Source organism: Shinella sp. G-2 (assembly GCF_050172695.1).
GTDB lineage: Bacteria > Pseudomonadota > Alphaproteobacteria > Rhizobiales > Rhizobiaceae > Shinella.
Map to the genome: position 1 here is coordinate 436,826 of NZ_JBBEYH010000002.1, position 13,145 is coordinate 449,970.

Annotated in this window: 18 protein-coding genes; 8 read left to right on the plus strand and 10 right to left on the minus strand. The window is 65.8% G+C overall.

Translation table 11 applies throughout. The annotated features are described in order from the left end of the window. Nucleotides 1-126: 126 nt before the first annotated feature. Complete coding sequence (locus V8U06_RS06055) at nucleotides 127-747, plus strand: TIGR00730 family Rossman fold protein (protein WP_226919776.1); 621 nt, start codon at nucleotides 127-129, stop codon at nucleotides 745-747. 76 nt (nucleotides 748-823) lie between these two features. On the opposite strand, the gene rarD is transcribed toward V8U06_RS06055, so the two are convergent. From rarD to cysS, 9 genes are all read right to left on the minus strand, one after another. After that, the gene (rarD, locus tag V8U06_RS06060; protein ID WP_427139899.1) at nucleotides 824-1,768 is read right to left on the minus strand and encodes an EamA family transporter RarD; all 945 of its coding nucleotides are present in this window, start codon (nucleotides 1,766-1,768) and stop codon (nucleotides 824-826) included. 137 nt (nucleotides 1,769-1,905) lie between these two features. Then, entirely contained in the window at nucleotides 1,906-3,522 is a 1,617-nt protein-coding gene (gene cimA / locus V8U06_RS06065) for a citramalate synthase (RefSeq protein WP_427139900.1), read from the minus strand. Between the two features lie 99 nt (nucleotides 3,523-3,621). Beyond that, the gene (pip, locus tag V8U06_RS06070; protein ID WP_427139901.1) at nucleotides 3,622-4,581 is read right to left on the minus strand and encodes a prolyl aminopeptidase; all 960 of its coding nucleotides are present in this window, start codon (nucleotides 4,579-4,581) and stop codon (nucleotides 3,622-3,624) included. Beyond that, a complete protein-coding gene (locus V8U06_RS06075) occupies nucleotides 4,578-5,057 on the minus strand; it encodes a GFA family protein (protein WP_427139902.1) in 480 nt (159 codons plus the stop codon). Before V8U06_RS06075 ends, pip begins: the two co-directional genes overlap by 4 nt. Nucleotides 5,058-5,184: 127 nt before the next feature. Next, nucleotides 5,185-5,682, minus strand: a complete 498-nt coding sequence (locus V8U06_RS06080; protein ID WP_226919781.1) for a GFA family protein — start codon at nucleotides 5,680-5,682, stop codon at nucleotides 5,185-5,187. Then, complete coding sequence (locus V8U06_RS06085; RefSeq protein ID WP_427139903.1) at nucleotides 5,679-6,161, minus strand: GFA family protein; 483 nt, start codon at nucleotides 6,159-6,161, stop codon at nucleotides 5,679-5,681. The genes V8U06_RS06080 and V8U06_RS06085 overlap by 4 nt, the downstream gene beginning before the upstream one ends. Beyond that, the gene (locus V8U06_RS06090) at nucleotides 6,158-6,556 is read right to left on the minus strand and encodes a type II toxin-antitoxin system VapC family toxin (protein ID WP_427139983.1); all 399 of its coding nucleotides are present in this window, start codon (nucleotides 6,554-6,556) and stop codon (nucleotides 6,158-6,160) included. Before V8U06_RS06090 ends, V8U06_RS06085 begins: the two co-directional genes overlap by 4 nt. Before the next feature lie 14 nt (nucleotides 6,557-6,570). Beyond that, nucleotides 6,571-6,843 carry an antitoxin gene (locus V8U06_RS06095; protein WP_427139904.1) on the minus strand — a complete coding sequence of 91 codons (273 nt, stop codon included), beginning with the start codon at nucleotides 6,841-6,843 and terminating at the stop codon, nucleotides 6,571-6,573. 63 nt (nucleotides 6,844-6,906) lie between these two features. Next, nucleotides 6,907-8,340 (minus strand): cysteine--tRNA ligase, encoded by a 1,434-nt coding sequence (cysS, locus tag V8U06_RS06100; protein ID WP_427139905.1) that lies wholly within the window; start codon nucleotides 8,338-8,340, stop codon nucleotides 6,907-6,909. Nucleotides 8,341-8,470: 130 nt separating this feature from the next. Here cysS and V8U06_RS06105 point away from each other — a divergent pair, with 130 nt between their 5' ends. After that, nucleotides 8,471-8,692: a hypothetical protein gene (locus tag V8U06_RS06105; RefSeq protein ID WP_427139906.1), complete on the plus strand. Its 222-nt coding sequence runs from the start codon at nucleotides 8,471-8,473 to the stop codon at nucleotides 8,690-8,692. Nucleotides 8,693-8,797: 105 nt separating this feature from the next. Continuing rightward, entirely contained in the window at nucleotides 8,798-8,983 is a 186-nt protein-coding gene (locus V8U06_RS06110) for a hypothetical protein (RefSeq protein WP_226919787.1), read from the plus strand. Nucleotide 8,984: 1 nt separating this feature from the next. Here the strand turns inward: V8U06_RS06110 and V8U06_RS06115 are convergent, their stop codons facing one another. Continuing rightward, nucleotides 8,985-9,761 (minus strand): SOS response-associated peptidase, encoded by a 777-nt coding sequence (locus V8U06_RS06115; protein ID WP_427139907.1) that lies wholly within the window; start codon nucleotides 9,759-9,761, stop codon nucleotides 8,985-8,987. A gap of 60 nt (nucleotides 9,762-9,821) precedes the next feature. Between V8U06_RS06115 and V8U06_RS06120 the strand changes: the two genes are divergently transcribed. The 5 genes from V8U06_RS06120 to V8U06_RS06140 all read left to right on the plus strand — a co-directional run bounded on the left by V8U06_RS06120 (nucleotide 9,822) and on the right by V8U06_RS06140 (nucleotide 12,938). Beyond that, entirely contained in the window at nucleotides 9,822-10,256 is a 435-nt protein-coding gene (locus tag V8U06_RS06120) for an NUDIX domain-containing protein (RefSeq protein ID WP_226919789.1), read from the plus strand. Next, nucleotides 10,253-10,723, plus strand: a complete 471-nt coding sequence (locus V8U06_RS06125; protein WP_427139908.1) for a TIGR02301 family protein — start codon at nucleotides 10,253-10,255, stop codon at nucleotides 10,721-10,723. Before V8U06_RS06120 ends, V8U06_RS06125 begins: the two co-directional genes overlap by 4 nt. 104 nt (nucleotides 10,724-10,827) lie before the next feature. Next, nucleotides 10,828-11,085, plus strand: a complete 258-nt coding sequence (locus V8U06_RS06130) for a hypothetical protein (RefSeq protein WP_226919791.1) — start codon at nucleotides 10,828-10,830, stop codon at nucleotides 11,083-11,085. A 16-nt stretch (nucleotides 11,086-11,101) separates the two neighbouring features. Next, the gene (locus V8U06_RS06135) at nucleotides 11,102-11,908 is read left to right on the plus strand and encodes a hypothetical protein (RefSeq protein WP_427139909.1); all 807 of its coding nucleotides are present in this window, start codon (nucleotides 11,102-11,104) and stop codon (nucleotides 11,906-11,908) included. A gap of 175 nt (nucleotides 11,909-12,083) precedes the next feature. After that, the gene (locus V8U06_RS06140; protein ID WP_427139910.1) at nucleotides 12,084-12,938 is read left to right on the plus strand and encodes a YgfZ/GcvT domain-containing protein; all 855 of its coding nucleotides are present in this window, start codon (nucleotides 12,084-12,086) and stop codon (nucleotides 12,936-12,938) included. The last annotated feature ends 207 nt before the right edge of the window (nucleotides 12,939-13,145 follow it).

Here is a 13,145-nt window from a genome sequence, read left to right on the forward strand (position 1 = left end):
TCCCTGGGAAACTGCTATCTTTTCCCGGTGCCTTGCACAAGCATCCGGCGGCGTTCAGGCCCCTGCCGCCCGCCTTTTTCCGTCATCATCCTTGACGGGCTCCCGGCCGGGTGGCTGAATCCCGCCATGAGCGAACAAACCCTGCCGATTCGATCCGTCTGCGTCTACTGCGGCTCCCAGCCCGGACGCGATTCCGCCTACATCAATGCCGGTCGCCGTCTCGGCAAGGCCATGGCGGAAAATCACCTCCGCCTCGTCTATGGCGGCGGCACGAAGGGCATCATGGGCGCCGTCGCCAGCGGCGTGCTCTCGCATGGCGGCCGCGTGACCGGCATCATACCGCAATTCCTCGTGGATATGGAGGCCACCCGTCATTCGCTGGGCCAGCTCAGCGAGCTGATCATCACGCCCGACATGCACGAGCGCAAACACAAGATGTTCGACCGCGCCGACGCCTTCGTGGCGCTGCCGGGCGGCATCGGCACGCTGGAGGAAATCGTCGAGGTGATGACCTGGGCGCAGCTCGGCCGCCACCGCAAGCCGATGGTCTTCGCCAATATCGGCGGCTTCTGGGACCCGATGCTCAAGCTCATCCGCCACATGGCCGACGAGGGCTTCATCCACACCGCCCATCTCGTCCAGCCGCTGGTCATCGACGATCCGGAGGAGATCGTCGCCGCGCTGGTGGAGCACTGGGCCGGCCAGATCGACCGCGAGGGCGAAGCCGAGATCATCGCCCGGCTGTGAGCCGGACCTGTTCGGGAAAAGAAAAGCCGGAGGCCCGCCTCCGGCTTTTTTCGTTAGTGGGCTGCCGCTTTCCGCGTCATTCGGCCGGCTTCAGCTCGCTCGCCGCGACGCGCCGGGCGCGCGCCGTGCGCAGCATCGCGCCGGAATAGATGACCAGCGCCGCCCAGATGAAGGCGAAGGCGATGAGCTTCGTCGTGCCGAAGGGTTCGCCGAAGGCGAAGACGGCGATGAGGAAGATCATGGTCGGCGCGATATATTGCATGATGCCGATGGTGGAGAGCCTGAGGAGTTTCGCGCCATTGGCATAGATCATCAGCGGAATGGCGGTGACGACGCCGCAGGCGAGCAGCCACAAGACGTCGGCCATGCCCGTATCGCCGAAATGGCCCTGCCCCGAGGATTCCAGCCAGACGATATAGCCGAGCGCCGGCACGCTGAGCAGCAGCACTTCCAGGAAGAAGCCCTGGTTGGGCCCGATGGGCAGCGCCTTGCGGCAGAAGGCGTAGAAGCCCCAGGACATGCACAGGCTCAGCGAAACCCAGGGAAGGCCGCCGGCATCGTAGGCGAGAATGCCGACCGCGATGACGGCAAGGCCGATCGCCACCATCTGCGCGCGGTCGAGCTTTTCCTTCAGCAGCACGGCGCCGAGGAAGATCGAGAAGAGCGGGTTGATGTAGTAGCCGAGCGCCGTCTCGATGGCCCGGCCGGCGCCGATGGCCCAGACATAGATGCCCCAGTTGATGGTGATCAGGGTGGCCGTCAGGATCGCCATGGCGATCATGCGCGGCGAGCGCAGCGCGACCTTCACCTCGGCGGTGCGGCCGAGCCAGATCAGCACGAGGCCGGCGAGCGGCACCGACCAGACGATGCGGTGCGCCACCACTTCGGGCGCGGGAATATGCGCCACCGCCTTCATGAAGAACGGCAGGAAGCCCCACAGCACATAGGCCGTCAGGGCGAAGGCGAAACCGCGCGGCGAATCGCCGGACTGGGGGCCGCTGGAGGAATTTGCGTCGGCCATGGTGTCATTTCCCGTCGATGTCTCGGATTTTCCGACGAAATACTCCAACGGCCGTGAATGCACCAATTCATTCCGGTGAAGGGATGAATGAGCGGGGTTGAACCTTGCCGCCTTATAGCGGCCTGCACCTTGCCGCCCTATTCCGCCGCCACCCGCCCGGCCTCGCCACGGTTCTTCAGGAGCTTGTAGACGATCGAATCCATCAGCGCCTGGAAGGAGGCGTCGATGATGTTGTCGGACACGCCGACCGTCCACCAGCGGGCGCCCGAGGCATCGGTGGATTCGATGAGCACGCGGGTGATGGCCTCGGTGCCGCCATTGAGGATACGCACCTTATAGTCCGCCAGCTCCAGGTCGGCGATCTCGGCCTGGTACTTGCCGAGGTCCTTGCGCAGCGCAAGGTCGAGCGCGTTGACCGGGCCGTGGCCCTCGGCCACCGACATCATCGTCTCGCCGTCGACCACCACCTTCACCACGGCTTCCGACACCGTCTTGAGCTGGCCGTTGACGTCGTAGCGGCGCTCGACCATCACGCGGAAACTGTCGACATGGAAGAAGTCCGGCACCGTGCCGAGCGTGCGGTAGGCCAGCAGCGCGAAGCTCGCATCCGCGCCCTCATAGGCATAGCCCGTCGCCTCGCGCTCCTTGACGATCTGGATCAGCCGGTCGAGCTTCGGATCGTCCTTGGCGACGGTGATGCCGCGCAGCTTCAGCGCATTGATGAAATTCGCCTTGCCGCCCTGGTCCGACACCATGACCTTGCGCAGGTTGCCGACGCTTTCCGGCGTGACATGCTCGTAGGTGCGCGGGTCCTTGAGGAGGGCCGAGGCGTGGATGCCGGCCTTGGTGGCGAAGGCGGAGGCGCCGACATAGGGCGCCTGATGGTCGGGCGAACGGTTCAGGAGTTCGTCGAACGTATGCGCGAGCTTGGTGAGGCCGGTCAGCCGGTCGGCGTCGATGCCGATCTCGAAGCGGGCACTATAGGCTTCCTTCAGCGCCAGCGTCGGGATGAGCGTGACGAGATTGGCGTTGCCGCAGCGTTCGCCGATGCCGTTCAGCGTGCCCTGGATCTGGCGCACGCCCGCCTCGACGGCGGCCAGCGAATTGGCGACGGCCTGGCCGGTGTCGTTATGGGCATGGATGCCGAGATGGTCGCCCGGCACGCCGGCCGCGATCACCGCCCGCACGATCGCCTGCACTTCCAGGGGCTGCGTGCCGCCATTGGTGTCGCATAGCACCACCCAGCGCGCGCCGGCGGCATGGGCCGTGGTGGCGCAGGCCAGCGCATAATCCGGATTGGCCTTGTAGCCGTCGAAGAAATGCTCGCAGTCGACCATCGCCTCGCGGCCGGAGGCGACGACCGCCTTGACGGATTCGGCGATGCTTTCGAGGTTCTCCTCGTTGGAACAGCCGAGCGCGACGCGTACGTGATAGTCCCAGCTCTTGGCGACGAGACAGATCGCATCGCTCCTGGAATCGAGCAGCGCGGCAAGGCCGGGATCGTTGGAGGCGGAAACGCCGGCGCGCTTCGTCATGCCGAAGGCGGTGAACCTGGCGCGGCCGGTGCGTTTCTTCGAGAAGAAGGCCGTATCCGTCGGATTGGCGCCGGGATAGCCGCCCTCGACATAGTCCATGCCGAAGTCGTCCAGCATGCCGGCAATGGCGATCTTGTCCTCGACGGAAAAGTCGATGCCGGGGGTCTGCTGGCCGTCGCGCAGCGTGGTGTCGAAAAGGTAGATACGGTCTTTCGTCATCTGTTCCCTCCCTGGGAACGGTCCTGATGCTTCCAATCGCCCCTCGTCCGGCTGTCGCCGCCTCTCCCCGCCTGCGGGGAAAGGATGAGGGGCGCTCCTTCAGACTTTCCCGGCGAACCGGTCCGTCGCATAGATCAGCCGGTCGAGAATGCCGGGTTCGGAATAGGCATGCCCCGCGCCCTCGACGAGGAAGAATTCCGCGTCGGGCCAGGCCTTGTGCAGGGCCCAAGCGTTCTTCGCCGGGCATGGCATGTCGTAGCGGCCATGGGCGATGACGCCGGGTATGCCCTTCAGCTTATAGGCGTCGCGCAGCAACTGCCCTTCGTCCAGCCAGCCGGCATTGACGAAGTAGTGCGTTTCCAGGCGCGCGAAGGCATCGGCGAAGTCATCCTGGCCGAAGCGGTCGCTCGTTGCCGGTTCCGGCAGCAGCGTGATCGTCTCGCCTTCCCACAGGCTCCAGGCCTTGGCGGCGGCGATGCGCGTCGCCTTGTCGGCGCCCGTCAGGCGCCGGTAATAGGCCTGCATCATCTCATGGCGCTCCTCCGGCGGGATGGGCGCGACGAAACGCTCCCACTTGTCCGGGAACATTTCCGAGACGCCGAACTGGTAGTACCAGTCGAGCTCGGCTTTGGTGAGCATGTAGATGCCGCGCAGCACCAGTTCGGACACGCGCTCGGGGTGTTTCTGCGCATAGGCGAGCGCCAGCGTCGAGCCCCAGGAGCCGCCGAAGACCAGCCACTTTTCCGCGCCGGCCATCTCGCGCAGCCGCTCGATATCGGCGACGAGGTGCCAGGTCGTGTTGGCCTCCAGCCCGGCATGCGGCGTGGACTTGCCGCAGCCGCGCTGGTCGAACAGCGTCACGTCGTAGAGTTTCGGATCGAACAACCGGCGATGGCTCGGCGAAATCGTGCCGCCCGGCCCGCCATGCAGGAACACCGCCGGCTTTGCGTCCGGCGTGCCGGCGCGCTCCCAATAGATGGAATGCCCGTCGCCGACATCGAGATGGCCGGACGCATAGGGTTCGATCTCGGGATAGAGGGTGCGCAGGGCTTCACTCATAATTTCAATCCGTGGGCAGGCCAGTTTTCGGTTTCGTGGTCGGGATGCTGGAAGGAAATGATCTTTTCCTGCTGGCTGTAATAGTCCGGGTCGTCATGGACGGGAGCGGCGAAGATCGTCTCGACCCAGGGCAGGCGCGCGTCGTAATTGACCTGGATCTGCGGGGCGAGATCGCTGCGGTCGTCGAAGGCGCCGATGGCGATCTCCAGCCCGCCCGGATGCTTGTAGGTCAGCGGCGTGCCGCACTGCTTGCAGAAGCCGCGGGCGATGTTGATCGAGGACTGGAAATAGGTCGGCTCGTCGCGCGTCCATTCCGTCTCGCCCTTGGCGGTGACGAGCGGGCCGAAGAAGCCGCCGAACTGCTTCTGGCACATGCGGCAATGGCAGATCGACGGACGGCCGAGGCCGCCCTTGATGCGGAAACGCACGGCGCCGCACTGGCAGCCGCCGGTTCTGACCTTATCCTGCTCTGTCATGACATGCTCCTTCAGCGATACGAGGAATAGACGACGACGGCGATCACCACGGCGGTGATGAGGACCAGCTTGCCGGCGATGAGATAGAGCCACTTGCGGGGAAAGCCGAGGTCCGGCCGGGGTTCGCTCATGGCGCGTCCTCCGGTGGCCAGTGGTCGGTGTCGTAATCGGGGTGCTGGCGGTTCGAGTCGCGGATCGTCACATGACGCGCTTCTCCGCCCTCGCCCTCGTTGCTCTCGTGCTCGGGCAGCTTCGGCAGTTGCGGGAACCAGACGACCCGCGCCTCCACGCCCGTCTGGGCGATGGGCCTGATATCGTCGGGGTCGTCGAGCGAGCCGAGCGTCACATTGATATGGTCGGCGGCAAGCGCATCGTAGAACAGCGGCGTGCCGCAGGCGGCGCAGAAGCCGCGGCGCACGATCTCGGAGGACTGGAACCAGCCCGGCGTGCCGCGGGTGATGGAAAAGCGGGCGCGCGGCGCATTGGCGAGCGGCAGGAAATAGTTGCCGGCCGCCTTCTGGCACATGCGGCAATGGCACAGATGCGGATCGCTGAGCGTGCCTTCCACGCGGTAGCGCACCGCGCCGCACTGGCAGCCGCCGGTATAGATACGCGAGATGCTCATGGCGTGCGCTCCGGGGGCCATGTGTCCGTGTCGTGGTCGGGATGCTGGTAGGAGACGAGATCGGCGAGGAAGGACGCGGCCTCCTGGTCGGCCATGGTATCCTCGCCCGGCAGGCCGGGGATCGCATCGACATAGGGCAGCTTCGCCTCGATGCCCCACTGGATGCGGGGCGCGATCTCGGCCGGGTCGTCGAAGGCGGCGATGGTCAGCGCCACGCCATCGGGCGCCTCATAGGTCAGCGGCGTGCCGCAATCGCCGCAGAAGCCGCGATAGCCGTGGTTCGAGGAGCGGAAGCGCTTCGGCGCGCCGCGCGTCCAGGTGAGCTTCGCCGCGCCGACGGAGACGAGCGGCAGGTAGAAATTGCCGCTCGCCTTCTGGCACATGCGGCAATGGCAGACCGAGGCGTCGCCGAGCGCGCCCTCGACATGGAAGCGCACAGCGCCGCACTGGCAGCCACCGGTATAGAAGGGCGTGGTCATGGCGCATCCTCCAGCCAGTTCTCGACCTTCAGGCCCTCGACACGGGAGAATTCCCGCATATTGGCGGTGACGAGCGTCAGGTCGAGCGAAAGGGCATGGGCGGCGATGAAAAGATCGGTGGCGCCGATCGGCTGCCCCTTCTTCTCCAGCGTGCTGCGCGCCTGCGCATAGGCGAAGGACACGGGCGCATCGTAGGAGAGTATTTCCATCTCCCCCAGCACCGCCTCCACGCGGCGCGCGAGCGCGACGGCTCCGCTCTTGCGCAAGCCATAACGAAGCTCGGACGCCACGATGGCGCTGGTGCACAGCGCATCGTCGTCGAGCGAGGAGACCCGGCGGGCGGCCAAACCATCGGGATTACGGACCATGTCCGAGATGACATTGGTATCGAGCATGTAGCGGAACGCGGTCACAGGTCGACATCCTCCGGCGGCGGCTGCCGCTCGTCCAGATCCGGAAAGTCACCTTCCCAGGGCTCGAACGTCGCCAGCAGGGCGGCGAGCCCCATCTTCCGGTGCTTCGGCTCGATGATGAGGCGGTCGCCCTCCTTGCGCATGACGGCTTCGTTTCCCGGGAGTTCGAACTCCACGGGAATGCGGACGGCCTGGTTGCGGCCGTTGCGGAAGAGTTTCACCTCCCGCTCCTGCGCCGCCTCGGGCATTTCCTTCGCTCTCGCATTCATGGGAAACCTCCATCCACGATGGCCTATGCCGAAGCATAGGCCATCCCTTGACCGGGGACAACGTTACCGCTTCACCTCCCAGGTCGTGATGCGCTCGCCCGTCGCGGGGTCCTTGCCGTCCTTGAGCTGGATGCCCTTGCCCGACAGTTCGTCGCGCAGACGGTCGGCCTCGGCGAAGTTCTTCGCCTTCAGCATTTCCAGACGAAGCTGGATGAGCGCGTCGATGCTCTCCTCCAGCGCCCTGGACACCTCGGCCTTCTTCGGCAGCACGCCGAGAAGCTCGGCGCTGGCGGCAAAGACCGGCAGCATCAGCGGGTCGGCATTGGCGCATTGGGCGAGCGCATGCAGCGCCTGCACCGCGCCCACGGTGTTGAGGTCGTCGAGAAGCGGCGTCAGGACGCTGGCATCCACCCGCCCCTCGGCCGGATTGCCGCCGGCCGGCCACTTGGCGAGCAGGCGCTCGGCCTCCTCCAGCCGCTTGATGGAGAAGTCGATCGGCTCGCGGTAGTGGGTCATCAGCATGGCAAGACGCAGCACCTCGCCCGGCCATTTGCGGCCGCCGAACTTTTCCTCGTGCAGCAGCTCGGCGATGGTGAAGAAGTTGCCCTCCGACTTCGACATCTTGCGGCCCTCGACCTGCAGGAAGCCGTTGTGCATCCAGACATTCGCCATGACCTTGGTGCCATGGGCGCACCGCGACTGGGCGATCTCGTTCTCATGATGCGGGAAGATGAGATCGAGCCCGCCGCCATGGATGTCGAAGACCTCGCCGAGATAGGCGGCCGACATGGCCGAGCACTCGATATGCCAGCCCGGACGGCCACGGCCCCAGGGGCTGTCCCAGCCGGGCTCTTCCGGCGAGGAGAGCTTCCACAGCACGAAATCGCCGGGGTTCTTCTTGTGCACGTCGACGGCGACGCGGGCGCCGGCCTGCTGTTCGTCGAGGTTGCGCTTGGACAGATCGCCGTAGTCGGCCATCGACTGGGTGTCGAACAGCACCTCGCCGCCGGCCTGATAGGCATGGCCGCGCTCGATGAGGCGCAGGATCAGCGTGATCATGTCGACCTTGCCGTCGCCGCGCGGCTGCACGAATTCGGTGGCGCGCGGCTCGTAGGTCGGCGGCATGGCGCCCAGCGCGACGATGTCGGCATGGAACTGGTTCGCCGTCTTCTCCGTCACGCGGCGGATCGCCTCGTTGAGCGACAGGGAACCGTCCGCAATCTCGCCGCCGAAGTCGCGCAGCGCCCGGGCGTTGATCTTGTCGTCGACGTCGGTGATGTTGCGGGCATAGGTGACGTGGCCCGCGCCGTAGAGGTCGCGCAGCAGGCGGAACAGCACGTCGAAGACGATGACCGGCCGCGCATTGCCGATATGCGCGAAGTCGTAGACCGTCGGGCCGCAGACATACATGCGCACATTGTCGGGATCGATGGGGGCAAAGGCCTCCTTCGAGCGCGTGAGCGTGTTGTACAGCGTCAGGACCGGTTTTTCGGCCATAGGAATCTCCCAAAATGCGTGCACCCGGCTGGCCGGGTCGTTGTCATCCGGGGATTTTGGGGGACGAAAACGGCCGGGCCAGCGCGTGCGCTAGCGAATAATGCTCCGGCGAATGCAGAGTACCGTTTTCATGGCCTGCTTTATCGCGCCGCGCGGGGCCGTGGTCAAGCGGGCGGGCGCCTGCGCGCGCGAAAATCGTGACGGTGTGAACTGTTACCCCGGAAACAGGCGCCGCATCCACGCCGTGCAAGAAGGAGCGGCGGATGACGGCAAGCAAGATGTGCACCGGTCACAATTGGTGATCGTCAAATCCCGCAATTCGACCCTTCGCCGCAGAGCGATCAAAATTTGAGCAGAATTTGGCCGAAAGGCGTCTGTAAACGCATAGCTCATTGGGGGTGGCAACCGGGGGAATCAGACGGGGCCGCTCAATGAAAGACACTTCAGGAGAGTGACAATGCCCACCGCAAAGAAACAGCCGCAGCAGCAGCCTGCCGCCGCCAACGAAAACCTTCAGGCCCGCTACAAGCCGCTCGGCCTGCGCGCCGTCGTCGCCGCGACCCAGTGCAAGCCCGAGATCAAGGCCGCCGACACGCGCCGCAAGCGCGACATCCCGGCCGTGCTTCAGTCTCTCTACGAATAGGCTAGAAGAGCGACAGCTGATCGGAAGAAGGGGGCGCGTCAGCGCCCTTGTTCTTTTTCGGCGGCGCCTCCTCGGCGCGTTCTTCCACCGCCTCCAGGATCTCCGGCCCCATATTGGCAACCTTGTTGACCCTGTCGGAAACGGGGATCGCCTCGAAGAAGCCGTCGTCGATGGGCCTCATCAGGTCCGTCACGTCGCGCGGCTCCTGCGTCTTGCAATCGAGCCAGCGCGAAAAATCCTGCTGGCGGATGACGACCGGCATGCGGTCGTGGATGCGCGCGATGTCGTTGTTGGCGGCCGTGGTCAGGATGGCGCCGGTATCGACCTCGGACCCGTCCGCCGAGGACCAGGTCTCCATCAGCCCGGCAAAGGCGACGATCTCGCCCTTCTTCGGGCGAATGAAATAGGCCTGCGCCTTTGCGCCCTTTTCCTCCGTCCGCCGCCATTCGAAGAAGCCGGAGGCCGGCACGAGGATGCGCCGGTGGCGCATGGCGGCGCGGAAGGAGGCCTTCTCGATCGCCGTTTCGGCGCGCGCATTGATGAGCAGCGGAAAATCGCGCGGATCCTTCACCCAGCCCGGCATGAAACCCCAGCGCACCAGCATGGCCCTGCGCTCCGGCAGGTTGCTGCCCGGCGCCTGCTTCTCGCCGGCGACGACGATGAGGATGGGCTGCGTCGGGGCGATATTGTAGCGCGCCGGCGGATCCTCCATGTTCACGACATCGAGGAACTCGCTGAGGAGATCGGCCTTGGCCAGCAATGCGAAGCGTCCACACATGGCGTCGTCATCGCACTTTGCCTATAAGGGGTCAATGAAGCGCAACCGAACCGGACCGCGATGAAGAAATCGAAGACGCCCCAGCCCGCCTCCTCCGCCATTCTCGAGCGCGACGGGCGCTACCTGCTCGTGCTGCGCAGCAAGCCGCCGTCGGATGCGATGTATGCCTTCCCCGGCGGGCGCGGCGAAGAGGGCGAGACGCCGGCGCAGACGGCGCTGCGCGAACTGGAGGAGGAAACCGGCATTCGCGGGGAAAAGCCGCTGCTCTTTGCCACCTATCACCTGTCCGGCCGCGAGGACGGCCCCGGCAGCCCCTCCTTTCTTCTTTCCGTCTTCAAGGTGAAGGCCGACGCGACGGCCGTCGCGGTCGCCGCCGACGACGCGGCGGGCCTCGGCTGGTTCACCGCGGCGGAAATCGAAAAGCTGCCGGCGCCCGACAGCGTGCGCGAATGCATCGTGCGGCTGGAAACCGAACGTCTCGGGCGCAGCGCATGAGGCTTGCCCGTCTCGCCCTTCTCTGCGGCCTTGCCCTTTCGGCCCCCGCGCTTCTTGGCCCTGCCCTTTCCGGTCCGGCCCTTGCCCAGGAGGCGAAGGGTGACAAGGCCAAGGGCGACAAGGCAAAGGAAGAGGCCGCCACGCCGACCGTCGAGGCCAAGCCCGCCCCCTATGACGAGCGGCTGGAACGGCTCTCGGAAATCCTCGGCGCGGTGCATTACCTGCGCAATCTGTGCACCGGCAAGCCGGAGGACAACTGGCGCGCCTCCATGCAGCGGCTGATCGAACTCGAGGCGGCGAACGAGCCGAAGCGGCAGGAAAAGCTGACGGCCGCGTTCAACCGTGGATACCGCTCCTTTGCGGCGATCTATACGGCTTGCACCGACTCGGCGGTTGTCGCAGAAGAGAGATACCGTAACGAAGGTGCAACACTCGCCACGGAAATTACCGCGAGATTTGGAAATTAGCGTTTAATTAACCTGTTTTCGCAGCAGCCAGTGCCGTTTTGGGAAAAGGCTGCTAAGCTCGTTAACAGTGCAGTAAGAACTGAATGCCGCGCATGGACCGATTGATGGAACCTACTCTCAACGATATCGACGAGATGATCGTGCACGAGAAGATGCAGGCCGCTCTGGAATACCAGAACGAGGCCTGGGCCGACGGCATGGCGGATGGCATCGAGCCCGAGATCATCGCCGATGCCGCAATCGCGCTTGCGCTGCGCGAAACGATTCGCGTCCAGGGCGAACGCGGCGCCGAAGCGCTGCTCGATTCGCTACGCGAGCGCCTGCTGGCTGGAGAATTTTCTCCCGGCCGCATCCTGCAATAGGCTGGAAAGACAGGTCATGCCCCTATCCGTTGACGGCAAAACGCTGTTTCGCAGCAGCCTTATCGTATTGTCGGTGCTGTTCGGCACGACGGCGCTCACCGCGCCCGTCGCCCCCGCCTTCGCGCTCAGCGAGTTGAAGCAGGAGCCTGCCCAGCCGGAAGAAAAGCCGGCGAAAGGCGACAAGGCGCAGCAGCCTGTCGAGGAAAAGCCGAAGGTCGAGGAAGAGACCGGCCCGCTCGAACTGCCGATGCCCGATCCGCTGATTCGCAGGAACCAGGCCGTAACCGAGCCGGCGGACGGCACCCCCGCGACCGACGATAACGGCGACGACAACGCGGCCGACGCGCCGGAGGTGCCGGCGGAAATCCTAAGCGACATCGCCAAGGCGCCCGAACCGGTGCGCCGCATGCGCCAGCTCATCGTGGAGGCTGCCGCCTCCGGCGATATCGAGCGCCTTCGACCCCTGCTCGGCAAGGGCGTCACCGAGACGCAGGTCTCGATGGTCGAAAGCGAGGAAGGGCCGGTCGAGACGCTGAAGGGCCAGTCGGGCGACCCCGACGGCATCGAGGTCCTCGCCATCCTGCTCGACGTGCTCGCCACCGGCTTTGCCCATGTCGGCAAGGGCACGTCGGACGAAATGTATGTCTGGCCCTATTTCGCGGAAAAGCCGCTGGCGACGCTGACGCCGCCGGAAAAGGTGGATCTGCTGCGCATCGTCACCGCCGGCGACTTCGCCGACATGCAGGAATTCGGCAGCTACAACTTCTACCGCGTCGGCATCACGCCGGACGGCCAGTGGAAGTTCTTCGTGACGGGCGAATAGGCCGCCAACGCCTCCGGCGACGCGAAATCCGCGTCGTCCCGTGCCGATAGTCGGGCCTCCCGAGCCGAAGCGCCATCGCCGCGACCTTGCGAAACCCGGCCGGGCGTTCTACCTCTGTTTCGATGTATCGCCCTGCCCCGGCTTCGGCCGGCGCGCGAAGACCCTGGATCGAATCATGCCCTCCGTCACGCTTTCCGGCCGCGCCTTTCTCCGCCTTTCCGGCAAGGACGCCGAGACCTTCCTGCAATCGCTGATCACCACCAACCTGCCCGACCTTCCGGACGGCGAGATTCGCCCCGGCGCGCTGCTGACGCCGCAGGGCAAGATCCTGTTCGACTTCCTGATCCGCCGCGACGGCGCGGAAGCCTTCCTCATCGAGACGAGCGAAGACCAGCGCGATGCGCTCCTCAAGCGGCTGACCATGTACAAGCTGCGCGCCGCGGTCGATCTTGCCGTCGTCGCGGGCGACGCGGTGACGATCACCTGGGACGCCGCGTCTGCCGATGCGCCGCGCGACGCCCGCTTCGCCAGGGCCGGCCTCGACGTCTCCCGCCGCCCGGGCGATGGCGGCGATAGCGGCGATGGCGACGCCGCGCTCTACGATACCCTGCGCATTTCCGCCGGCATTCCCGAAGCCGGGCGCGACTACGCGCTTTCCGACGCCTTCCCGCACGACGCGCTCTTCGATCTCAGCAGCGGCCTCTCCTTCCGCAAGGGCTGCTATGTCGGCCAGGAGGTCGTCTCGCGCATGCAGCACCGCGGCACCGCCCGCCGCCGCCCCGTCATCGTCAAGGGTGACGGCGCGCTTGCCGCGCCCGGCACCGACCTTCTTGCCGGCGGCAAGCCGATCGGCGCGCTCGGCAGCGTCAGCGGCGCGCTCGGCCTTGCCATCGTGCGTATCGACCGCGCGGCCGACGCCATCAACAGCGGCACGCCCATCACCGCCGACGGCGCGCCCGTGCATGTCGAACTGCCCGCCTGGACCGGCCTTGCCTTCCCCGACGACAGCGCCGAGGTGCCGGCGCAATGAGTTGCGGACGGCAATACCCCCCTCTGCCCTGCCGGGCATCTCCCCCTCAAGGGGGGAGATCGGATGGGGCACTGTCTCGCCTGTCTTCGGCTTCACAGATCATGCAAGGGTTTCGCCTCTTGCCGATCTCCCCCCTTGCGGGGGAGATGTCCGGCAGGACAGAGGGGGGTGCCGCAGGCACCGCCGAAACCGGAGGGATCGCGCATC